Origin of the sequence: Fructobacillus tropaeoli (genome assembly GCF_016860625.1) — a bacterium.
GTDB lineage: Bacteria > Bacillota > Bacilli > Lactobacillales > Lactobacillaceae > Fructobacillus > Fructobacillus tropaeoli.
The window spans coordinates 92,618-114,517 of sequence record NZ_BOJU01000003.1; the positions used below are offsets into that span (position 1 = coordinate 92,618).

Below are 21,900 nucleotides of genomic sequence, written 5' to 3' on the forward strand. Positions count from 1 at the left end.
AAAATCAGTTCGTTGAACCCAACAAGGAGTGAATAAATGTCTAGAAAATCAAAGTTTATCACCAGTTTCGTGATTTTAATCCTGGCTCTGCTGGCCGCCTTTTCTTTCTTCCACGCTTCCGCCCAAGGTAAAAGCAGTAAGAATATTACTGTTGGTGCAGTTGGCTCCGATGCCAAGGCCTGGCAATACATCGCCAAGTCCGATGCAGCCAAGAAAGCCGGCTTAAAAATCACCGTCAAAACTTTTACCGATGGCGTCTCCCTCAACCAAGCCACCGCCGATGGCACGATTGATGTCAACGCCTTCCAATCCTATGCCTACTACGTTGCTTATAACCAGACACATAAGTCAAGTAAGCTTGCAGTGCTCGGCAATACCTATTTGGAACCGAGGGGGAACATCTGCAAGGCATTGTATCTATATTTACAGAGTTTTGTGTTCTTTTGTGTGTCCCTTTGTCGTTAGTTTTGATAATACGTTACCAGTCTCATCACTAGCACGCTTAGTTATATCGCTATAGACATTTAACGTCATAGAGACATCAGCGTATCCCAAATAGGTTTGTACTTGTTTAACGCTTGCTCCCTGATCTAAGGCCAGAGTAGCCCAAGTGTGACGCAATTTGTGCATCGACAACCCAACGGCCACACCATACTGTTCACTAACATCATGTAGCCATTTATTAGGACGGCCTATTTGTAAAGTTTTTCCTTCATTATTAAAGACGAAATCATCTTGCGTTTTGTACGCTGTTGTTTCATACCAATCAGAAAGGATGGCAAGCATACCGCTATCAATCTTTAGTGTTCTTTGGCTACTTTTACTTTTAGTCCCCTTTAAGTAAGTACCGCCTCTTAGCCCTCGTCCTAAAGCTTGAACAATACTAATATAACCGCCGTTAAAATCAACATGTTTCCATTGTAAGGCTAACAGTTCTTCCGTTCTCATGCCTGTGAAAGCGGCCAATCGAATACAAACATAGGCTTGAAAATTAATTTTCTTGTACTGGCTGTCTAGCACATCCACAAAATCCATGAACTCTACTGTATCCATAAACTGCTTAGGTTTATTAGGATTTCGACGTTCTTTTGGCATTTCAACTTTAGTGAATGGGTCAACGGGTATCATATCCATTCTTACGGCAATGGCGACAAGTCTCCTTAAGTGACCAACAACCTTTCGATAATGCAACATCTGACCTTGTAATGTGTTAATATAACGTTGTAAATCAATGGGCTTTATATCTGAAACCAACACACTACCCCATTGGGGTAAAATATGAAGTTCAACTGTCTTGATTGTTTTACCAAGTGTGCTTTCCTCTACAGTGTGTTGATAGGTTTCTAGCCACATGTCATACAACTCCTGAATGGTCATAACATCGGGGGTTGTTTTTTTATTGTATCGACTTTCCCCGTTCATAAATAATAGTTTTTCATTATTAAACCATTGTTGCGCACTCCTTTTTGTTTCAAAACCTCGTTTCTTTGCTCTTGCTTTAGTACCGTCTTTGTTCTGGCCTAAATATCCTACTACTTCATACGTTTTACCACGTTTACTATCAACTTCTTTGATTTGCATTTTTAATTCTTCCTTTTTGATGATTGAGTAAAAAGGTCAAAATAAAAAAGCGTGGTTCTTTCAAACTAACACGCTTTCATTATTCCACAATATTCAATTTCTGACTATCCTTAATCGTAATAGTGACGAACAGCTTCATCAATTTCATCACGATCATAGCGGATACCGTGAGCCGTCTGATAGGCTCTAACTTTACCGTTTTGTACATAATTTTTCATAAACGTGTTGTCTGCAACACTTAAATAGCGGTGAGCTTGATTGCGTCGTAACCACTTTGGCCACTGCATTACTTCCAGTTTTTCCATCACTCCACTCCTTTTTGGTTTAATTTCAATGTGACAATGTCATATTTAATAACGTTGTTCGATTCGTCAGGACTAATACCAACAATTTCATAGTATTTATTGTCTGGGAGTTGTGCCAGCATCTTATCCTGTACAGCAGAATTGTGTCTAATGACAATTAAAATGGTGTCTTCTAGTTTCGTTCCTAACAGCGTATACTGTTGTGTCATCGTTCGTGTCTTGGGTGCATAGTGTAGCTTCATGTCTTCAACAAACGTTTCTATAAGGTTTCCATTGATTTCATTAGGGACACTCTCGATAGACCCAAAGCGGACAATCTTATTAAAATCACTTGGTTTATACTTCATCACTAGCCCCCAACGCCTCTGAACGTAAATTCGTCAACATAATCATCGTTCCTTTTGAGTATCCTGACGTTAGCTCTCGGTCATAGTATAAGCTCGTTGCCAATGTCTTAATCAGCCGGTTATATAGCTCACCATTAATTTTTAATAACTGTTCATCAGTGACGTTTAATTTAATTGCTGAACTAATCAAAGCCTTAGCAGACTCAATTAATGATGTTATTGTGCTCATTTCATCTAGTGTTAAGTCGATATTCAATTCTTTAGCTAATTCCTCTTTAGTGACAATATTCATAGCTGTTCTCCTTCAATATATGTACTCCCCACTACTGGGGAATGTTTACGTTGTCCACTTATGGACAATTACTTACTTGTTTCGCCAAATGAAACAAACTTACCAGCGTTTGTATCTGCTGGCTTAAAGTCAGCACGCAAAGCAACAGCAAGAATGTGTTCATAGTTTTCGTTGTGATCCCACTCTACTGACACATCAGAACGCAAAGCCTCAAGAACGAATGCCTTAGGATCACCAACAAAGCCCTTTGCTCCACCACCCAGGACATCATCAGATACAACCGTTACATTTGCACCAAACAATGACTTACCAGTTGCAGAAGAGATTGAATCTTGCAACAGATAACGACCGTTAGCGTCCTTCAACAAATCAATCGCATTGTAAAATGACTCTGTCACAACCCATTGGCGGTTATAGTTAGCCAGCCCAGTATTGTAAGCCGTCTTCAACTCATCGGCTGACCCTGCCTTAACAGGCGTTGCAGTCTGCAAAACTTGACCAATTTGGTACTGTTCCGTCAATTCCTTGGCTTCCTGTACATAAGTGTTCAACAATTCCTTTAGATTAGGTGCATCTTGAATCATTTCCATAGACAAAGGCAAAGCGCCACGATACGTGAGTGCCTTATAATCAACGTTCTTCAAAATAGCCTTAGTAATTTCTGGATTTTCTGCTCGTTCTTCGGCAGTCGTCAAGCGTGCCGTGTTCTTTTGCAAAATTGGCAATGTTCCCATACCAGATGAAACCATTACTCGGTTTACCAGTGAGGCCAAGTTTCGATTGTCAGTTGGTACTTTTTGTACGTTTAAAATTTCCTTTGGAATAACAACACCTGCATCTACTGTTGTCATTCCGTTATCACGCTTTTCACCAGTCTTTAGGTAATTGATAAAATCACGCACTTCTGCAGTTTCTTGTTCTTGATTAGGGTTAATTTTCATGTCTTCGGACTCCTTTTTTTCTTCTGTTTTTGTTTCATCATCAAGTAGCTCTTTTGCACGTTGAACCGTTTCTAGCTCTTTCTTAGCATTAGCCAATTGACTGCGCAATTCTTCTACTTCCTTCATCCCAGCTTGTACATCAGCCACATCTGACTGATCACTGTTTGCCAGTGTGCGAACCTCATTAATTTTTTCTGCTTCCTGCTTCTTCAAGAACTTAATTTGTCCCTCAATTTCTGACGTTTTCATTCTGCATTCTCCTTTTCATATACATCTAGCAATAACAACATCTTTTGCTTATCAGCAACCATTCTTAATGACCGAATGGCCTCAACGTTTGTATCTTGATATGCCGGCATAGTGACAACAGATACTTCAAAAAGTTGCCCAATTGAATCAACTTGTCGAATTGCTACGCCATCACTTCCGTTTTTCCAACTATCACTAACAACCGTAAACCCAAAGCTCATACCTTGAAGATTACCTGCTCGGATGTTGGTATAAACGTCCCGTCCAACAGTTGTATCTGGAATATTTAACTCAAAATACAAACCTTGTTCATCAATTGTTAGTTTTAGCGTATCGGCAGATGTTCTGCCCAATACATTAGCGAAATCATGATCATACAAAGCGACTACATCGGACATATCAACACCATCAAAAGCGTTTGGCTCAATGTATTCAACAAATCCACCTAGGTTTTGACTAGCCTTATTAAAGACCACTGCATAACCAGAGATAACCCCGACAAAGTTTTGATTATCGCTATTCCGGTACTGCACTTCTGAAAGTGACAAGTTGCGAATTTCTTTATTTTTCATAAAGTAATTACCCCCTTATCAATTAAAATCTTTTGTGCCTGCTCGGCGGTTAAAATCTGTTTATCAACAAAGTTCAATACGTCCTGCTTAAAAATAGCGTTTGAATAATCCAAAATACTACTCATGTCTAGCTTAATATCAGGGCTAAACTTGGACTGCACTTCACTCACGATAGGCTCGATATAACGATTGAGACCATTTACATACATGCTTTGAATCATCTCTAAGTTGCTTTGTTGGTCACCCTGACCGTTCAAGTAGCTATCGGGAACACCAAAAGCCTTAGAAATCTGGCTACGTTGATAAGTTGCATTGTTTAGGAACTTGGCCACATCTGCATTGATTGAAATGGTCTGAAAGTCAGCGCTTTGATCCAATACAAGACTGCGACCAACATTATTACCAGTGTTTGCTTTTTCAAACTCTTTACGGACATTGTCCTTCGCCTCGGGACTCAATACTGCATCTGGAACTTTAATAACGGACGTTGGATTGATAGCTTGTGCTAGTGTTGCCAAAGATAAACGATTAGCCCGTTCTTGCTGACTAATTTCACTGGTCAAGCTTTCTAATGGGCTATGTCCTACCAATTCTTGCCCATTCATTCCATAGGCCATGATTTTAAAATGTAAGACATCATCCGACGAATAGTTACCACCTTGGTAGTCACCAAATGGGTTGACTTGATAAGTTAACTTATCGTCTGTTAAATCAATTACAACGGACTGACTAGGAACATATCGCAAATTATTTTCGCCAATGATGGCGAAAGCATTACCTGACAACAGCAACTCTAAAACCATTGTTTGCCAAAAGTTGTAACGATTAGTCAATTGACTTGGTTGATTTAATAGTGTCAACGCCTTTTTATCAGTACCAACAAAACTAGAACCGGCTACATCAGCACTAATCAGGCTCGTGACACTGTACAAGTCACTATTCTTCAAGGCACTTTCTGCCCCAATTAATTCGTTAGGGACAATTGATGTTCCTGTACTGCTCATAATAAAAGGCAAGTAACTACTTGTTGTAATTACCTGCCTCTTTTCAAATGGATTTTTGAGACTCATACTTGACCCCCTTTAGGAGACAAGATATAAGCAACCGTACATAAACTCAAACCAACTACCAGCCAACCTAAGGCCATTGAAATCATCATCGCACTATAGGAAATGGCAAGCATCCCTAACACAATCAAGATAAAGGGTAGGTATTTATTTAAACTTTGCATATTACACTCCTGTCTAAAATGAAAATTCTTTCGTAAAATAATCATTAATTTCTTCTTGAGACATGCCAACAAATGGGCTTTTGCTATTATCTTCTGGTGCATTGCTAAACTGCGTAAAATACCACATACCCTCGTACAACGCATTGATTACAGCATCGGCAATATCGATTTTTGCACTATTAGTATGTTTATCAATCTTGATACCGTTATTGTCTTCAACAATGACTGCATTGGCCAAAGCTCCAAACATAGCGCTATCATCAAACATGGTTATCTGTTTTTTAACAAATGATGTCTGCAAAAACTTCGTTGGTTCATTTAATGATTTGATACCCTGACGAACCGGAATAATTAAATATTCGTTTTTGACCTCGTCTAGTCGTCTAATAAATTTTCCAGCGCCCCATTGGTCATAAAGAATGGCCTTTACGTTGAGATTGTACCTTTCGATAAATGACAACATGAAGTTAAACACCTCATCTTCATCAATTAATCCGAAACGGTCTCGTGTAATCGTGGCAAACCCTTTATTTTCAACATCACGGTAATTAATACCGTCACGCTGTTCTTTTGCCTCAATTGTTCCAAGTTTAGCTAGTGGAATAAAAGAATGTTGATATAAATGATATTTTTGATTGCCGTTATTATCTGTATAAGGAAATACAAAGGCTAATGCTGTGTCATCGTTTGTCTGGCTATAATCAAAACCAATATAAACGTCTCTACCAGCCATATCAAAGTCTGATGCGATCGCTTGATTTAGTAAATCAACAGGTAAAAAGGCGTTCTCTTTGGCATTTTGCCAACGGTTCATGTTCTTCACCAGAAAATCGGGTAAACGACCTTGAGAATTAAGCTCATCTCGCTCTGCTGTTAGTTTTGGAATCGCTGACTGTTTTTTACTAGCTAATTCAAAAAGCGGATTCGATTTTTGCCATAAATCAGGATTACCAAAAGCCTCATCATCGCTATCTTGTTCCCAAGCAAGGAATAAAATATTGTCTATCTTCTGCCATGTTTTTTCACTAAGGAATGAACTATAACGTTTGTAATCGGCATACATTGGACTTCTAACATCTGTCCCACTGGTACTGATGAAAATGGTTTGTGACCCCGGCAAGAATGCTTGACCTGATGTAATCGAATTAATAAACGACCGGTCTTTAAACAAGTGGTATTCATCAACAACTGCATAACTAAAGTGACCAATTCCATCACTAGTGGTACTGGATGAAGCACTTAGTTTTCTCATGGTCGTTGACTGGCTTTTAATTCGCATTTCACGCTGGTTATACTCAATTCCCCACTGCTTGGCCATCTTTGAAAACGTACCATCTGCTAAGTTTACCCATTGGCTCGACATGTATTTAAACAAAGCATCAGCGTGTGCTGTATCTGCACTTGCTACTGCCAATTGACGATTTGTTTTAGGTTGCCCAAACAGAAAGTTGTACAAGCTAATTAAAGCCATAATGGCAGTCTTACCATTCGCACGAGACATCGAGATAATAGCCCTGTCAAAGCGTTTCCCGTGCATTTTCGGTTCTACCCATCCTTCAAGTAATCCAACAATAAACGTCTCATATGGGCTGATCTTGAAGGCATCACGACTTTCCAAATCAACAAGCAAACTACTAAACTTAATTACTCGCTGTGTTCGTTCGGAGTCATAAACATATTGAAACGTTGGGTCACTTTTAACTCGTTGTAAATCGGACAAATGCCGTTCACAGGCTAACTTAATTTTCTCTCCAGCAATGATTTTTCCATTGAGAACATCCACACAGTAATGAATGGTAGGCTCTTCTAGCCCGTATTCTTTGATAACATCTTGATATTTTTTAATCATTGGCTATCTCCAAACATTTTGACTAAATCATCGCCAGTTAGTAAAGAGTCACTATCATTAGCCCTCTCAATTAAGGTTGCCCGAGAACTTGGACTTAATCCTAATTCTCCACCTAAGGACTTCACCTTACCTGTTGCATCGTTCAATACAGCGGTAGCAGGATTCTTATAATATCTTCCTTGATTTTCATAGATAGCACCCACTTCTTTGATACTATCGTAAGCTTCACGCATGACACTGTAATTGATACAAAAAGCTTCAACAGTCGAGTTATCCGAACTAGTAATATATCCCAACTTGTTCAACTCTGGAACGAGCTTTACCCATAATTGATTAGCCACTCCCTTTAAATGAAGAGGTGGTTTTTCTGATAGTTTGGCCATTTCTGAATTAGCTTCTTTCAAAGCTTCCGTTCGTTGACGTTGATAGGCTCTATCGCTGTCAGAAGTTGTAATTTTTGCTTTTCTTGGCATTGTATACCTCCTTTCTAATCTGATTGGTCAGCCCTCCAAAAACGAAAAAATAATTGTTTGTTTTAAAGAGGAAGGCAGCCCTGGTATGTGCTCCCCTGACGAGCGCTAAGGGGGCGGGTATTCTAAATAAAAAAGGACTGACCGAGTCAATCCTTCAAAACTTTTATCCACCATTCACGATTAACGTGTTTGAGCTGACTGTCTGATAGCTTTTGTTCAATGGCCGTCTTGTGGCTGTGATGAGAGCGAGATAGTAGCCATAGGTTCGACACATCCAACTGTTCGGCCTTGGTCTTCAACAAACGACGAGGAACGATGTGATCAGCAATTAAATTGCCTTGGTCATACACTCGACCATCGACAGCGTCTGTGTACATGTCACGTTGCTTAATATGTAAGCTAACTTTCTCCCATTCCTTAGACTGATAAAACTCATGTCCTAACTCTGGACGAACCTCTTCGTTGTACTTCTTGAAGTAACAATAACGTTCATGTTGCCCTCGTAAGGTCTGACTACTTAGCTCTTGGTCTTGCTTACGTTTCTTATCAAAGGCTGACATTCTTGTCTGATAATGTTGGTCACAATAATCATGTCCTAACTTAATCAACTCACGACAACCAGCTTCGGCACATCGATGTAATCTCATTACGTACCTCCGCTTATCATTCCATACTACAATTATGCCATGTTTCTAAGGGTTAAAAGGGCTATTAAAAGGACGAGAAAAGGACACTGTCAACAGGCTTTTAGTTATCAACAGGTTAGATAATTCAACATGGTGTTATGACTTTCTAAAAGTTCTCTTACCGAATGTATCAAACCATAATTTTGCCTGCTTAAATTCAGAAAGATTATAAGAAAGGTTGTTATAACTATTCTTCATAAAGTTTAAATGATTAAAATATTGACGATATACGCTAAGTGCTTCATTACTATCAACAATTGGACTGTTCTTCTTCAAAGTTAATTCATGAAAATCATTATCTTGCTCTTTAAACAAATCCGAATATAGTTGCTTAGCCTTCGACTTGTCCTTATCAACTAATTTTAATATCTCATCAGATCTAATTGATAAGTAATTAATACGTTCTTTTATCATTTCCTCATCAATATTTTTACTTACTTCAATACGATTCATGTGTCTTCTCCTTCTTAATCTATCCAATAAATACCATTACGGTACTCTGACTTAATTCTATTCAGGTCTGCATTTAACCGTCTCTTTGACCGAAACAGCTTAGACTCGACAATGTCCCACTTATCCGGGTTCTTTTTAAATCGCAACTCTAACATCTTGATGTCACGCTCTGATAGTATTTGTAAAAAGTGTTCCATCGATTCAATCCGCATTGTCAAGTCATGAACGATGGGGTCATCCACCTTACGGGCTAATTTCGATTCTACAACATTCTTAGCCACGTTTACATTCTGTACCCTGCCACCGCCTATATTGCCATCAGTGGGTGCTCGCTGGTGGTCTAACTCAAATCGTCGCCAGTCTAGGTTATGTTGCCAAATACCAGAAAAATACATCTTAAACTTGCGGTCTACTTCATCGGCCATTGCTACCCCCTAGACAGTTTCATGATGATCATTACGATAAATACCGTTACAATTTGCGAACCAATAATCCATCGTGTCTGTTCGACTAGGCTTCTTTCAATTGTTGCCTTGATTTGCAACATTTCCAAGTTGTCCAGTTTATTCATGCTTTGTACCCCATTTTCATTGCTAACTCTTTCAATCGTTGCATAGCATTCGGTGTAGTTAATCTTAAGGCTTTACCATCTTGTACAAATACAGGTTCATCAAATAGTGCGTTTAATTGTTTAATTGATTGGTTCATGTTTATTTCCTTTTGGTGTGTGATTTCGTAAAATTACAAAATTACATTAAAAATTACCATCTTTATATACGGTTATATATTAAATACAACTTATATATAAAAGTATGTAATTATGTAATATAATCTTTCTAAGCGTTAGGAATGGTAACGTTTAAGCTAATTACATATGCACGCTGTTTATTACATCAGAATTGTAATTTTTGATGAATATAAATGGCATTCAAAAAAACGTATGTAATTATCTAACTTTATTTGTAACGAAACAGCGAACTGTTTTCCCATTAAAATACACAGGTTTCTTTTCAAAACCTTCACGCTGCATAACCATTTGAATTTGGTTTTTTAACTCTTTCGATTGATAATCAATCATATGATTATACAGATACTGTTCAACAGTCTGACTCAATTCAGTAATTCCTATACGTTTAATATTTTTATAATTACTATTGAGAACTGTTGTAATACCGTCGTCGATTTCAGAAAAAACATTCAGGTTGTCTGTTATTTCCTCAAAATTCATTTTTGACATTTCCTTGTTAATTTCATTCAACGCTTTACCTAAATTTTCAGAATAATAGTCACGCGCTTCAGCTAACACGTTTTCGTACCAGCTATCAGGCAATTCAAATGAATGCTTTTGTATATTTTGATCATTCACAATGACCGGGATAATTCGACGATTACCACCCAAATCAGTTAGATAGGAACTATCATTTGTCGTTCTAGCAATGACAAAGTGACGTTTTTGAGTCATATTTGTTCGTCCATATGGCGCACGGTAGGTAAATTCGTTTGTTGAAACAAACTTTTTGAAAATCCTATCCCTGTTTTTAGCGGGTAATTCGAATGTAGCTTGCATTTCGTCATCATTGACAAGCAAGCTACTAGCCATAATAGTAAAATCATCTTTTTTGGTAAAAGAAATCATTTGATCGGTGTAGTATTGACCACCTAGACGCTTCAAAAATTCAGTTTTACCAGTTCCTTGATTGCCGATGATATCCAATGTGTATTGAAATTCGCCTGTATTAAAGCCATAAGCTCCGCTTACCAAGTTGATAATCCAGATACCAATAGCTCGATTAATAGATGAATCTGTATTTCCAAAAACAGTTTCTCCAATTGTCCAAAGTCGAGGCTTCTTATCCCACTTTTTTGATTCAATCCAAACTTTAGACGAGGAAAAAACATTATCTCTAGAAGCAAACAAAATGGCAGTTTGAACTTGGTCTGTTTTGTAATTATTATTTTTCTCAATCTCAAGAAATTTAGTTATATCTGCTATAACCATGTCGTCAACAACCTGTCCTTTAGATAGTCTTATCCTTTCATCCTCATCGTGAAAATCTTTAAGGATATAGCAATTACTTCGAAACTCGTCAAATCCTAGAGATATATAATTTTTGATGATTTCTGCTAACTCAACATTTCTGATTTTTGCCAATTTATACCTCCTTTACTTCAACACGTAAGCTAAAAGTGGTACAATTAGTTACGAAATATTTATTTATCAGTCCTTGAACATTTGCCGTCAAACTCGTGTTCAGGGCTTTTTTTGTATCATTTTTCATGTAACTCTGCTCCTATCGTTAATCCGGTGACGAATGCGCCACCTATTACGGTCACCAATCCAATTAATTGAAAAATCCATGCGGTCATATTACATATCCTCCAATAACCAATCATTCAACTTATCGAATGTACTTTCTCTTGACACTGTTGTTTTTTTATTAATAATCTTTGACAGAGTAATATTATTTACTCCAGTAATTTGTGACAATTCTTTAAAAGTTAGCCTATTTCTAGCTTGTTTAATTATCAAAGCATCTACAAACGTTTTAGATAATGATTTCATAGCAGTTCCTCTTCGTCTCATTAATTGATATATATTTATCATATATCTCATTTATCAATATGTCAACTTAATTATCATTTTTTGATATTTATATTTTGATTTATGTTATTATTACAATCAGTAAGAGGTTAATATGAATAAATTAAAAGAGTTTAGATTAAGAAGAAAAGAAACGCTAGATTTTGTTTCTGAACAAACTGGAATCAACAGATCAACACTAAATAGATACGAAAACAATAAAAGTGAGCCAAAACTCGCCACATGGCAAAAATTAGCAAAGTATTACGGCGTTTCTATACCTTATCTTCAAGGGCTGACAGAGATTGAAAAGGTCCCTACGGACTTCAAACCATTTGATTCGACTCTCAGCTTGGAAACTCCAATTCCTGAAAAATTGCCTAAAGGTACAACAGCAAACGATATTGAAATGAGTCAGTTTGTTAAGTTACAAGGAGAAAAAGCATCTGAACTATTCAAAATATTGTTACCTAAAGAATTACAAAAAGAAATGGATGATGATTTTCCTAATTATGGTTTACGAACTGGTTATGTTATGTCAATGGAACAGGCATCAAATGCTTTTTTGGCTACTATGACTGGGTCTGAAACACCAACAAAAACTGCTGTTGATAAATTACTTTATTCAATATTAGAATCTGTCAATGATTTAAACGATGATCACAACTTAAATTTAGAAAATTTTATTGAGAGACTTCTAGAACTACAAAAAGAGTTTACTTCTCCAAAAAAGTACGAAGATAAACAAGTACCATGGAACTAAAAAAAACCTCCGACGATTAATCAGAGGATACAAAGTGTAATGTAATCTATTTGATAAAACGTACGGCTAAAACGACTGGAGATAAAACAGTATGACAAAACACGATACGAAAAATGAAGATGATGCACAAACAGCGGACGCTGAAGACAAAAAATGTAATAAAATAATTAATGTAATTAAAAGAAATACTATTAGAATTATTGGAATTATTTTGTTAATAGTAGATGTTTTAGTCTACAGTTGTTGTCCACATAACTTACAATTAACATTAATGATGTACATATTTGGTTATATATTTATTAGTTGTATTCTGTATCCTATTCCCGACGCCTGGGCAAGTGATGACAACAAAAAGTCTAGATATGGTCTAATGCAGATACTATTATGTATCCATTTGTTATTTGGCTTTTTCTCTGTAGGAGCTATCGTTATATTCTTCTTATCCAGCCAATTTCTACCACACAAAGAGGCGTTTGATTTTTCAAAATGGATGATAGGTGCATTGGGACTAGGTCTAAATGCTTTTAATATCAGACTTTTTGTTGATTACTTTAGAGGCGCTAAAAGACGTGCTCCCTATTCAATAGAACAGCTTAAACAGCTTGAGATACTACAAAATATGCTGTTGGAAAACAAAAACAATACTAAAGAACGTGTATTAACTAATGATGAGATTCAGGAGCAAATAGATAAAATAAAAAATAAACCTTCACTTTAAAATGAATTAATAAGATTTAGTTTTAAATTATCCAACACCTCTAATTGTCGAGGTGTTTTTTATTGCCGAAAAACATCATCTTAAATCATAATCAAATTTTTCCATTACCTGACGCACTGATTCGGTGCGCCAGTGTACTTACAAGTACGGAGGTCTGTAGGAGCGTGGATGTAACCACACAGCAAATATAACAGGCGTACCTTAAGGTACGGTTGTATCCACGGAGGTTCAAGTTGTGTTACAATCCTTTACAAATACGAATTATTAAAAAATCATTAGACTAAGGGAGATCATTATGTTTATAGGTGAAAACGTTAAATTGTCACACTACCATGATTCAGACGGCGAAAACTTCGCAAGCTGGCAATGGGATACTGATTTTGTTAATCCGCTATCAATGGACATGATTCATCCATTTACGGCTCAAGATTGGGAAAATATATTTCGCAAGGCTTCCAAAAGTAATGAGTTTGTCGAATTTACAGTGCGTAAGGTCATCGATGATAGCTTAATTGGATTTGTAAGCTTATTCGATTTCAATATTCGAAATCATTCTTGTGAGCTCGGAATTGGATTTCCCAAAAAAGAAGATCGTTCAAAAGGATATGGTCAGGAGACACTCAATTTAATTTTAGACTATGCTTTTAATAACCTTAACATGCATAAGGTAAAGTTATCAGTTTACCCATTCAATATTGGAGCTATCAAGGCCTATACTAAAGCTGGATTTGTCAAAGAGGCAACACTCAAGGATGAAGTGTTTTACGATGGTAAATGGGTTGATGTTGACTACTATGCAATTTTTCAAAACGACTGGTCAACAAATAAATAAAAAAACCTCTGACATCTTTAGTCAGAGGATTTTTTGTGTTCTTTTATATGTACTATTGGCAAATAAAAAACGGCATAATCGCCGTCATATCACCCAATCATCGAGTTATTTTTTGTGTCCCTTTTTGTGTCATTTTATCTGAAAAACCATGCTATTTCATGAAACCTATAAAAACAAAAAAGGCATTACACCGGGCTTTTTAAGACCTTATGCAATACCTTGAAACTTAAAATGGACCCGAGGGGAGTCGAACCCCTGTCCAAACCGCCCGCCACACTAGCGTCTACATTCATAGGGCAATGATTAATACCACAGCCAAAGCAGTCATTGTCCAGAACTTAACTCTGACTGGGAACCTAATTGATTTAAACTTAACCGTGCAGGCATCACCATTAAGCCGATCTGACCATTTATTAAACCAAGACCACCATGTCAGCCTAACAATCTTGGCTACGAATCACTGGTTTTTAGGCAGCGACAGCGTAAGAGTTATTGTTTTTTGCAGTTAAATGTCTGCCCGCTTTACGCCCGGATGGCGGAATGCAGCTAATGCTCGTAACAGCCTGTCGAATTCCAAGACGAGCCCAAAACAAAAAGCTGAGGAAAATCCCTCAGCTTCCATTATAGCAAAAACTTCATCGAGTATCAGTCATTTCCGTTTTTCTTGTTGCGCTTCATCAGTAAAATCAGTCCAAAGGTAGCCGAAATTAATCCAATTTCAAGCGCTTTTTGACCCGTTGACTTTGCTTGATGATTACCAGTCTGTGGTAATACACTGGTTGCTTTTGGTGTTGCGTTTACCAAACTGTCAGATGTGTTGACCTGACTAGGTGTGGCAATCGTCGAACTTGTTTCTGATTTCTGAGTCGTTGACTGACCACTGTTGCTTGGCGTCGTTTCTGAACCCTGAGTTGTTGACTGACCACTACTACTTGGCGTCTTTTCTGAACCCTGAGTTGTTGACTGACCACTACTACTTGGCGTCGTTTTCGAACCCTGATTTGTATTTGATGTCGTGTCATTACCACTTGTCACAGTTACTGTCACGGTCTGAGTGTAAATATTACCGCTACCATCCGTATAAGAATAAGTTACAGGATAAGTGCCTGGCTTCGTTGTATCTACCTGACCTGTTACCTTAATTTTACTAAAGCCAACAGGTTGACCATTTTCATCAGTTGCGCCAGAGAATCCATCTGCTGGTGACCAATTTGTATTTGGAGCAACGGTAATATGGCTATCCTTAGTGGTAATACCACCCTTACTTTGCGTAACAGTTATTGTCACGGTCTTTGAATAGTGGTTACCAGTCTCATCCGTGTAAGAATAAGTTACTGGATAAGTGCCTGGCTTCGTCGTATCTACATGACCTGTCACGGTAATCTTTGTCAAATCAATTGGTTGACCGTTTGCATCAGTAGCACCAGAGAAACTATCTGCTGGGGTCCATTTTGTACTTGGTCCAGCAATCAAATTACCACCCTTAATAGTGATACTATCCTTACTTGCTACAACAGTAATTGTCGCTGTTTGAGACTGTTTATTACCTTGGGCATCGGTGTATGAATAAGTGACAGGGTAAGTGCCTGGCGTAGTTGGGTCAACTTTACCATCGACCGTTACCTTGCTCAAATCCACTGGCTGGCCATTTTCATCCGTTGCACCCGAGAAGTTGTCTGCTGGTGTCCACTTTGTATCAGGACCAGCAATCAAGGTACTATCTTTAGCCGTTAAACTACCCTTGCTTGGATTGACCGTTACTGTTACCTTCTGAGAATGAGTATTTCCTTCGCCATCAGTATAAGTGTAAGTAATTGGGTATGAACCTGGCTTAGTTGTATCAACTGTGCCATCAACCGTTACCTTACTCAAATCCACTGGTTGGCCATTTTCATCCGTTGCACCCGAGAAATTATCCGCTGGTGTCCACTTTGTATCAGGACCAGCAATCAAGGTACTATCTTTAGCAGTTAAACTGCCCTTACTTGAGTTAACGGTGACTGTCACAGTCTTTGAATAGTGGTTACCAGTTTCATCCGTGTAAGAATAAGTAACAGGATAGGTACCAGGCTTCGTCGTGTCCACATGACCCGTCACGGTGATCTTTGACAAATCAATTGGTTGACCGTTTGCATCAGTAGCACCAGAGAAGTTGTCTGCTGGTGTCCACCTCGTGTTTGGGCCGGCAATTAACGTACTATCTTTCATCGTGATGCTGTCCTTACTTGAGACAACAGTGACCGTGATCTTTTGAGAGTATGGATTACCTTGGGCATCAGTGCAGGAATAAGTAACAGGATAAGTACCTGGCGTAGTTGGGTCAACCTTACCGTCGACTGTCACTTTACTCAAATCCACTGGATTTCCATTTTCGTCTGTTGCGCCGGAGAAGTTATCCGCTGCTGTCCACTTCGTGTTTGGTCCGGCAATCAAGGTACTGCCTTTAGCTGCCACACCACCCTTACTTGGGTTGACCGTGACGGTTACCTTTTGAGAATAAGGGTTACCTTGCGCATCAGTGTAGGAATACGTAACAGGGTATGAACCAGCCTTATTTGGATTAACACTGCCATCAACCGTTACCTTACTCAAATCCACTGGATTTCCATTTTCGTCTGTAGCACTGGTAAAGTTATCCGCTGCTGTCCACTTCGTATTTGGGCCGGCAATCAAGGTACTGTCTTTGGCTGCTACACCACCCTTACTTGGATTAACCGTGACGGTTACCTTTTGAGAATAAGGGTTACCTTGGGCATCAGTGTAGGAATACGTAACAGGATATGAGCCTGCCTTGGTTGGATAAACACTGCCATCAACCGTTACCTTACTGAAGTCGACTGGCTTACCATTTTCGTCTGTAGCACTGGTAAAGTTATCCGCTGCTGTCCACTTCGTATTTGGGCCGGCAATCAAGGTGCTGTCCTTAGCTGCTACACCGCCCCTACTTGGGTTGACCGTGATGGTTACCTTTTGAGAATAAGGGTTACCTTGAGCGTCAGTGTATGAGTAGGTAACTGGATATGAACCAGCCTTGGTTGGATCAACACTGCCATCAACTGTCACCTTACTTAAGTCCAATGGTTGGCCATTTTCGTCTGTTGCGCCGGAGAAGTTATCCGCTGCTGTCCACTTTGTATTTGGACCAGCAATCAACGTACTATCTTTAGCTGCCACACCACCCTTACTTGGGTTGACCGTGACGGTTACCTTTTGAGAATAAGGGTTACCTTGGGCACCGGTGTAGGAATACGTAACAGGATATGAACCGGCCTTGGTTGGATCAACACCGCCATCAACCGTTACCTTACTCAAGTCTACTGGCTTGCCATCTTCGTCTGTTGCGCCGGAGAAGTTATCCGCTGCTGTCCACTTCGTATTTGGACCAGCAATCAAGGTACTATCTTTGGCTGCCACACCACCCTTACTTGGGTTGACCGTTACAGTCACCTTTTGAGAATAAGGGTTACCTTGGGCATCGGTGTATGAGTAGGTAACAGGATAAGTGCCTGGCGTAGTTGGGTCAACACTGCCATCAACCGTTACCTTACTCAAGTCGACTGACTTGCCATCTTCGTCTGTTGCGCCGGAGAAGTTATCCGCTGCCGTCCACTTCGTATTTGGACCAGCAATCAAAGTACTATCTTTAGCTGCTACACCGCCTTGGCTAGCAACAACCGTAATCTTGGCTGTACTTGAGACTGTATTTCCCGCTTCATCTTGGTAGCTATAAGTTACCAAATAAGTATTGGGCTTCTCAGTATCAACACCACTATTTGTACTGATTTGGCTACCATAACTAACCGACTGACCATTTTCATCTTTAGCACCCGCAAAATTATTTGCCGGATTCCATTTCGTATTCGGTCCAGCGATTAGGGTGCTATCCGTCGTTGAAATACTTGCCTGGCTTTGAACAACCGTCACTGTTGCCGGTTGCGTAATCGGATTCCCCTGACCATCAGTATAGGAGTACGTAATAGTATAGGTACCGATCTTTGATGGATTTGCTTGACCGGTCACTGTAACCTGATTATCACTAAGCGGATTTCCATTTTCATCAACTGCTTTGACCATATTGTCATAAGATGACCAGCGGCTTTGCGGACCAGCAACGATTGTTTCATTACTGGTTGTGATGGCTGCTTGGCTAGCAGCAACGATAACTTCCGTCGGCTGAGTATAAGTATTTCCCTGATCATCGGTATATGAGTAAGTAAGTGGGTACGTGCCTGCCTGATGTGGATTAACCGTTCCCGTCACAGTGATCTGATTAATATTAACAGGATGACCGTTTTCGTCAGTGGCACTCTTCAAATTCTGTTGCTTATACCACTGTGTTTGTGGGCCAGCCACTAAGTTAACCGTTTGAGTCGTCAAGCTTCCCTGGCTAGCAACGACTGTAATCGTTGCCACATTCGAAACTAGATTTCCCTGACCATCGGTGTAAGAGTAGGTTACCGAGTAAGTTCCTGGCTTTTGTGGATTGACACTACCAGAAACCGATGCTTGGCTAGGGTCGATGCTATTGCCATATTCATCAAGCAAATCAGCAATGTTATCCTTGGACGACCACGTCGTGTTCGGACCAGCAACTAAGGTGCTGTCCTGAGTGTCAACAGCGGCCTTACTCTTTAGAACCGTCACTTCAGCAGTTGCTGGAATCGCATTACCTGATTTATCCGTGTAAGTATAGGTAACGGTATACTTACCGGGTTTATTTGTGTCCACGTTAGTGTTCACAGCTACCTGACTCAAGTCAACAGAATTACCATCGGCGTCAGCGGCTGACACAAAATCATCTGTAGATTGCCACTGAGTTTTTGGGCCGGCAATCAGAGTCTCATCCTTGGTCACCACCCCTTCCTTGCTGGCAACAACTGTCACGTTAATTGTCTTTGTAAAAGGAGTCCCCTGGCTGTCCGTGTAAGTATAAGTGATTGGATAAACCCCTGGAGTCGAGGTATTGACAGTTCCTGATGTTTGAACTTGAGAAAAATCAACAGGGTCACCGTGTTCATCAGTAGCAGTCAAGAAATTATCTTTTGCTGACCACTGAGCCTTAGGGCCGGCAACAATCGTACTATCAGCGGCATTGATACTACCTTGGCTAGCCAACACAGTGATCGTGGCAGGAGTACTATGATAGTGCCCTTGCTGATCAGTATAGCTATATGTGACTTGGTAAGTACCAGCTTTTTGCGGATTAACGCTGCCCGAAACCTGAATTTGGTCAATCGACAGTGGCTTTCCGTCAACATCAGTTGCCGTTTGCAAATTATCACTTGGCTGCCAAGTTGTCTTTAGTCCGGCAATCAGAGTACTGTCTTTTCCTTGCAACTGTGTCTGATTATCCTTAACGGTAACCTTTGCGACAACGTTGAAGGATTTTCCTTGACCATCCGTATAACTATAAGTAACTGGGTAAACGCCTGCTTTACTGGTATTGACATCACCAGAAACACTGATTTTGCTAATATCAACCGGATTACCGTATTCATCCTTAGCAGCCGTCACATTATCAGCTGGTTTCCAACTATCATTAACAAAAATAGTGCTATCCTTAACGGTCAAAGTACTCTGACTATTAATAACCGTTACCATCACTGGTTGCGTATGCTGATTGCCACTAGCATCCGTATAGCTATAGGTAACTGGGTATACCCCCGGTGTGCTGGTATCAACATTGCCCGAAACTTGAACCTTGCTCAAATCAAGAATGTTGCCGTTTTCATCAGTAGCACTAACAACGTTGTCACTCGTATTCCACTTCGAGTTGACTAAAATCGTACTGTCCTTGGCCTTCAAACTACTCTGACTTGGCACCACGGTCACATTGGCCGTCTTTGTAACAGCTTTGCCACTCGTATCAGTATAAGTATAAGTAATTGGATAGGTTCCTGGGTCTGTAGTCTTCACCGAACCACTAACCTGAACTTTACTCAAATCAACGGCTGATCCATTTTGATCCACCGCACTCAAAAAGTTTTGGCTAGCGGACCATTGCGCCGTAGGACCAGCAACAATCGTGCTGTCTTGGACGTTCAATGTTGCTTGACCAAGAACTTTATCATAAACAACGTTGTAGGCAAGTTGACCAGAATCATTATTAACCGTCGTTGAGTCAAAATAAGTTGGTTGACTGCCTTCAATGGTATAGCCAGCAATGGTTGGTGCCGTTACTGCAGCAAAGTTATTACTATTAGCTCCACTGGCCAGCTGCCAATCCGTATAAGTAGGTTGGCCATTGACCAATGTTCCTTGACGGCGATAAATGGCCGACTGAACGGTTGATGAGGCAATCTTATTGCCACTTTTATCAACGTAGTTAATGGTTCGCGAAATCGTGTTATTCTGCGCTGGGTCAAAGGTAAATGAGTCAACCGAAACAGTTTGCAAGTTGCTGTCTAGTCCAGTTGATGCTCCAATCGATAAAGCCAATGGGTCCTGAGGATCGGTGACCGGAATGGAAAATGTATGGCCCAGGTAATCCAGTCCCATGTGTCCATTCCCATCATAGGTCACTGTAAATGGCATTGCTTTACCAGCTACTGGATATTTAGTAGGATCCAAGTCCAAAAAGCCGCCATCGTAACGAATATTACTATCTTGCCCCTTTTGGTCCACATCGCTATGAAAACCAGAAACATAAGAATCCTTGCCGTCGTAGTGATCGCCACCATCAATTGGCCAGGTATCAAAAACATAACCGGATGAGGTTGGTAGGCCCAATACGCTAATACCACCACCTAATGAACCGATTTCCCCAACAGTTCCATGATGGAAGGCAATTCCAATGCCATCGGCACCTTGAGCATCCTGTAATTTGCTTCCAAGATTAATTGTTCCGTGCAACACGAAAGCGTCATTGGCATTAATCTTAGTTTTCAGCGTGATGTTTCCCTCAACGCCACCTATATCTGGTGTTAAAGTAGCAGTATTTGTGCTGGCATCATAAGTTGTATCGCCACCCAATTTAAACCACTGCAAAAAATTATCCTTAGTAACTGTCACTGACAAATTGTCATTGGTTACTGGTTGAGTTGTGCCTTGAGTTAAATTAGCACCCAATAAGGCAGCATCACTCGTTGCAGAATCCGTCGCTTCGCGCAAATCCAGTGTTTGTTCTGTAGCTTGACTCTGGCTACCTTGATTGCTGCCACTAGTTGCATCGGTAGTGCTGGAACCAGCAGTACTTGAATCAGTAGTGCTTCCAGTTTTCTGGCTTTGTGACTGAGTAGCGCTACTAGTGCTAGTACTTTGCGATTGCGTGCCACTTCCAGCACTGGTACTTTGTGACTGATTATTATTGGCTGTCGAACTGCTTGTATTATTTGCAGCCTGGTTCTGATTTTGAGCAGTCGTTGTCTCCTGTGACGTCGCCGTTTGCTGCTTGCTTTGGCCACTAGCACTAGCTGACGTTTGTTGTGTACTGGCACTTTGTGATGCCGCACTTTGACTAGTCGTGCTTGCCGGATTTAATCCTTGAGCAGCAGTACTCTGAGGATTTAGTCCCTGCGCTACCGAGCTTTGGCTACCTGTACTCTGATTATTTGTTATCTGTGAACTGGCAGTCTGACTTTGTTGACTTGCTGACTCATTTGTATTTGTTGTTTTTTCTGTTGTTTGAGAACTAGAAACATCATCGGCTTGAGCCTGCTGGTGAGCACCTTCTACAGCCACCATGCTAACACCCGCTAAAGCTGTTACCCATAATTTCTTAGCCTTATATAATTTGTATGTTTGCTTTTTGTTCATAGCTCATTCTCCCTTTCGGGAAAATACTAACATTTTTATTTCTCTATTTCAATTACATTTCTTTTCAATTACTTTTAATAAAGATGTATTCTAACTTGCATTTTAGGCCAAAAATTGTCCTTCTGATTATTTGGACTTTCATTAACTAATGTTGTAATCGGTTAAGCTAATATTGATTCAAATCAGGACCATCCCAGTAAAAAAGCCCAGTACTGATAGTACCAGGCTGATTAGTTTACATAAAAAACGCCGTAACCAGAAATTAAACATCG

At 39.7% G+C, this 21,900-nt stretch carries 21 protein-coding genes and 1 other RNA gene; 4 read left to right on the plus strand and 18 right to left on the minus strand.

Translation table 11 applies throughout. The annotated features are described in order from the left end of the window. Nucleotides 1-36 precede the first annotated feature (36 nt). Nucleotides 37-465 carry a MetQ/NlpA family ABC transporter substrate-binding protein gene (locus FT12353_RS04560; protein WP_203618816.1) on the plus strand — a complete coding sequence of 143 codons (429 nt, stop codon included), beginning with the start codon at nt 37-39 and terminating at the stop codon, nt 463-465. On the opposite strand, the gene FT12353_RS04565 is transcribed toward FT12353_RS04560, so the two are convergent. The 16 genes from FT12353_RS04565 to FT12353_RS04640 all read right to left on the minus strand — a co-directional run bounded on the left by FT12353_RS04565 (nt 424) and on the right by FT12353_RS04640 (nt 11,542). Beyond that, on the minus strand, nt 424-1,581 hold the full coding sequence (locus tag FT12353_RS04565; RefSeq protein WP_203618825.1) for a site-specific integrase: 1,158 nt from the start codon (nt 1,579-1,581) through the stop codon (nt 424-426). The two genes, FT12353_RS04560 and FT12353_RS04565, sit on opposite strands and share 42 nt — an antisense overlap. Nucleotides 1,582-1,691: 110 nt before the next feature. Continuing rightward, nucleotides 1,692-1,886 carry a hypothetical protein gene (locus tag FT12353_RS04570; protein WP_187753512.1) on the minus strand — a complete coding sequence of 65 codons (195 nt, stop codon included), beginning with the start codon at nt 1,884-1,886 and terminating at the stop codon, nt 1,692-1,694. Next, nucleotides 1,886-2,233 carry a phage head closure protein gene (locus FT12353_RS04575; RefSeq protein ID WP_203618833.1) on the minus strand — a complete coding sequence of 116 codons (348 nt, stop codon included), beginning with the start codon at nt 2,231-2,233 and terminating at the stop codon, nt 1,886-1,888. The genes FT12353_RS04570 and FT12353_RS04575 overlap by 1 nt, the downstream gene beginning before the upstream one ends. After that, nucleotides 2,223-2,525: a head-tail connector protein gene (locus tag FT12353_RS04580; protein WP_203618841.1), complete on the minus strand. Its 303-nt coding sequence runs from the start codon at nt 2,523-2,525 to the stop codon at nt 2,223-2,225. The genes FT12353_RS04575 and FT12353_RS04580 overlap by 11 nt, the downstream gene beginning before the upstream one ends. Nucleotides 2,526-2,593: 68 nt before the next feature. Further along, nucleotides 2,594-3,715, minus strand: a complete 1,122-nt coding sequence (locus tag FT12353_RS04585) for a phage major capsid protein (RefSeq protein WP_203618843.1) — start codon at nt 3,713-3,715, stop codon at nt 2,594-2,596. Continuing rightward, nucleotides 3,712-4,287, minus strand: coding sequence for an HK97 family phage prohead protease (locus FT12353_RS04590; protein ID WP_203618845.1), 576 nt, complete (start codon nt 4,285-4,287; stop codon nt 3,712-3,714). The genes FT12353_RS04585 and FT12353_RS04590 overlap by 4 nt, the downstream gene beginning before the upstream one ends. Then, on the minus strand, nt 4,284-5,357 hold the full coding sequence (locus FT12353_RS04595) for a phage portal protein (RefSeq protein ID WP_203618847.1): 1,074 nt from the start codon (nt 5,355-5,357) through the stop codon (nt 4,284-4,286). Before FT12353_RS04595 ends, FT12353_RS04590 begins: the two co-directional genes overlap by 4 nt. Then, nucleotides 5,354-5,518, minus strand: a complete 165-nt coding sequence (locus tag FT12353_RS04600; RefSeq protein WP_203618849.1) for a DUF1056 family protein — start codon at nt 5,516-5,518, stop codon at nt 5,354-5,356. The genes FT12353_RS04595 and FT12353_RS04600 overlap by 4 nt, the downstream gene beginning before the upstream one ends. Nucleotides 5,519-5,531: 13 nt before the next feature. Continuing rightward, nucleotides 5,532-7,367, minus strand: a complete 1,836-nt coding sequence (locus tag FT12353_RS04605) for a terminase large subunit (RefSeq protein ID WP_203618851.1) — start codon at nt 7,365-7,367, stop codon at nt 5,532-5,534. Beyond that, a complete protein-coding gene (locus tag FT12353_RS04610; RefSeq protein WP_203618853.1) occupies nt 7,364-7,840 on the minus strand; it encodes a phage terminase small subunit P27 family in 477 nt (158 codons plus the stop codon). Before FT12353_RS04610 ends, FT12353_RS04605 begins: the two co-directional genes overlap by 4 nt. Before the next feature lie 146 nt (nt 7,841-7,986). Next, nucleotides 7,987-8,487 carry a DUF8602 domain-containing protein gene (locus tag FT12353_RS04615; RefSeq protein WP_203618855.1) on the minus strand — a complete coding sequence of 167 codons (501 nt, stop codon included), beginning with the start codon at nt 8,485-8,487 and terminating at the stop codon, nt 7,987-7,989. 135 nt (nt 8,488-8,622) lie between these two features. Continuing rightward, nucleotides 8,623-8,979: a hypothetical protein gene (locus tag FT12353_RS04620; protein ID WP_203618857.1), complete on the minus strand. Its 357-nt coding sequence runs from the start codon at nt 8,977-8,979 to the stop codon at nt 8,623-8,625. A gap of 14 nt (nt 8,980-8,993) precedes the next feature. Beyond that, nucleotides 8,994-9,404 carry a DUF722 domain-containing protein gene (locus tag FT12353_RS04625; RefSeq protein WP_203618859.1) on the minus strand — a complete coding sequence of 137 codons (411 nt, stop codon included), beginning with the start codon at nt 9,402-9,404 and terminating at the stop codon, nt 8,994-8,996. A gap of 142 nt (nt 9,405-9,546) precedes the next feature. Next, nucleotides 9,547-9,687 carry a hypothetical protein gene (locus FT12353_RS04630; protein ID WP_203618861.1) on the minus strand — a complete coding sequence of 47 codons (141 nt, stop codon included), beginning with the start codon at nt 9,685-9,687 and terminating at the stop codon, nt 9,547-9,549. 238 nt (nt 9,688-9,925) lie between these two features. Next, nucleotides 9,926-11,131 carry a VapE domain-containing protein gene (locus FT12353_RS04635; protein ID WP_203618863.1) on the minus strand — a complete coding sequence of 402 codons (1,206 nt, stop codon included), beginning with the start codon at nt 11,129-11,131 and terminating at the stop codon, nt 9,926-9,928. 216 nt (nt 11,132-11,347) lie between these two features. After that, nucleotides 11,348-11,542, minus strand: coding sequence for a hypothetical protein (locus FT12353_RS04640; RefSeq protein ID WP_203618865.1), 195 nt, complete (start codon nt 11,540-11,542; stop codon nt 11,348-11,350). A gap of 133 nt (nt 11,543-11,675) precedes the next feature. On the opposite strand from FT12353_RS04640, the gene FT12353_RS04645 reads away from it, so the two are divergent. The 3 genes from FT12353_RS04645 to FT12353_RS04655 all read left to right on the plus strand — a co-directional run bounded on the left by FT12353_RS04645 (nt 11,676) and on the right by FT12353_RS04655 (nt 13,873). Continuing rightward, the gene (locus FT12353_RS04645; RefSeq protein ID WP_203618867.1) at nt 11,676-12,323 is read left to right on the plus strand and encodes a helix-turn-helix domain-containing protein; all 648 of its coding nucleotides are present in this window, start codon (nt 11,676-11,678) and stop codon (nt 12,321-12,323) included. Between the two features lie 91 nt (nt 12,324-12,414). Then, nucleotides 12,415-13,041, plus strand: a complete 627-nt coding sequence (locus FT12353_RS04650) for a hypothetical protein (protein WP_203618869.1) — start codon at nt 12,415-12,417, stop codon at nt 13,039-13,041. Between the two features lie 295 nt (nt 13,042-13,336). Next, nucleotides 13,337-13,873 carry a GNAT family N-acetyltransferase gene (locus FT12353_RS04655; protein ID WP_203618871.1) on the plus strand — a complete coding sequence of 179 codons (537 nt, stop codon included), beginning with the start codon at nt 13,337-13,339 and terminating at the stop codon, nt 13,871-13,873. Nucleotides 13,874-14,102: 229 nt separating this feature from the next. Here FT12353_RS04655 and ssrA read toward each other — a convergent pair. Both ssrA and FT12353_RS04665 read right to left on the minus strand, forming a co-directional pair. After that, nucleotides 14,103-14,459, minus strand: a transfer-messenger RNA (tmRNA) gene (ssrA, locus tag FT12353_RS04660). 59 nt (nt 14,460-14,518) lie between these two features. Beyond that, nucleotides 14,519-21,628 (minus strand): bacterial Ig-like domain-containing protein, encoded by a 7,110-nt coding sequence (locus FT12353_RS04665; RefSeq protein WP_203618873.1) that lies wholly within the window; start codon nt 21,626-21,628, stop codon nt 14,519-14,521. Nucleotides 21,629-21,900 lie beyond the last annotated feature (272 nt).

What these genes read in the sequence shown, in the direction of transcription:
- FT12353_RS04560 (WP_203618816.1), top strand. Translation starts at nt 37, where the DNA reads ATGTCTAGAAAATCAAAGTTTATCACCAGTTTCGTGATTTTAATCCTG.
- FT12353_RS04565 (WP_203618825.1), bottom strand. Translation starts at nt 1,581, where the DNA reads ATGCAAATCAAAGAAGTTGATAGTAAACGTGGTAAAACGTATGAAGTA.
- FT12353_RS04570 (WP_187753512.1), bottom strand. Translation starts at nt 1,886, where the DNA reads ATGGAAAAACTGGAAGTAATGCAGTGGCCAAAGTGGTTACGACGCAAT.
- FT12353_RS04575 (WP_203618833.1), bottom strand. Translation starts at nt 2,233, where the DNA reads ATGAAGTATAAACCAAGTGATTTTAATAAGATTGTCCGCTTTGGGTCT.
- FT12353_RS04580 (WP_203618841.1), bottom strand. Translation starts at nt 2,525, where the DNA reads ATGAATATTGTCACTAAAGAGGAATTAGCTAAAGAATTGAATATCGAC.
- FT12353_RS04585 (WP_203618843.1), bottom strand. Translation starts at nt 3,715, where the DNA reads ATGAAAACGTCAGAAATTGAGGGACAAATTAAGTTCTTGAAGAAGCAG.
- FT12353_RS04590 (WP_203618845.1), bottom strand. Translation starts at nt 4,287, where the DNA reads ATGAAAAATAAAGAAATTCGCAACTTGTCACTTTCAGAAGTGCAGTAC.
- FT12353_RS04595 (WP_203618847.1), bottom strand. Translation starts at nt 5,357, where the DNA reads ATGAGTCTCAAAAATCCATTTGAAAAGAGGCAGGTAATTACAACAAGT.
- FT12353_RS04600 (WP_203618849.1), bottom strand. Translation starts at nt 5,518, where the DNA reads ATGCAAAGTTTAAATAAATACCTACCCTTTATCTTGATTGTGTTAGGG.
- FT12353_RS04605 (WP_203618851.1), bottom strand. Translation starts at nt 7,367, where the DNA reads ATGATTAAAAAATATCAAGATGTTATCAAAGAATACGGGCTAGAAGAG.
- FT12353_RS04610 (WP_203618853.1), bottom strand. Translation starts at nt 7,840, where the DNA reads ATGCCAAGAAAAGCAAAAATTACAACTTCTGACAGCGATAGAGCCTAT.
- FT12353_RS04615 (WP_203618855.1), bottom strand. Translation starts at nt 8,487, where the DNA reads ATGAGATTACATCGATGTGCCGAAGCTGGTTGTCGTGAGTTGATTAAG.
- FT12353_RS04620 (WP_203618857.1), bottom strand. Translation starts at nt 8,979, where the DNA reads ATGAATCGTATTGAAGTAAGTAAAAATATTGATGAGGAAATGATAAAA.
- FT12353_RS04625 (WP_203618859.1), bottom strand. Translation starts at nt 9,404, where the DNA reads ATGGCCGATGAAGTAGACCGCAAGTTTAAGATGTATTTTTCTGGTATT.
- FT12353_RS04630 (WP_203618861.1), bottom strand. Translation starts at nt 9,687, where the DNA reads ATGAACCAATCAATTAAACAATTAAACGCACTATTTGATGAACCTGTA.
- FT12353_RS04640 (WP_203618865.1), bottom strand. Translation starts at nt 11,542, where the DNA reads ATGAAATCATTATCTAAAACGTTTGTAGATGCTTTGATAATTAAACAA.
- FT12353_RS04645 (WP_203618867.1), top strand. Translation starts at nt 11,676, where the DNA reads ATGAATAAATTAAAAGAGTTTAGATTAAGAAGAAAAGAAACGCTAGAT.
- FT12353_RS04650 (WP_203618869.1), top strand. Translation starts at nt 12,415, where the DNA reads ATGACAAAACACGATACGAAAAATGAAGATGATGCACAAACAGCGGAC.
- FT12353_RS04655 (WP_203618871.1), top strand. Translation starts at nt 13,337, where the DNA reads ATGTTTATAGGTGAAAACGTTAAATTGTCACACTACCATGATTCAGAC.
- FT12353_RS04665 (WP_203618873.1), bottom strand. Translation starts at nt 21,628, where the DNA reads ATGAACAAAAAGCAAACATACAAATTATATAAGGCTAAGAAATTATGG.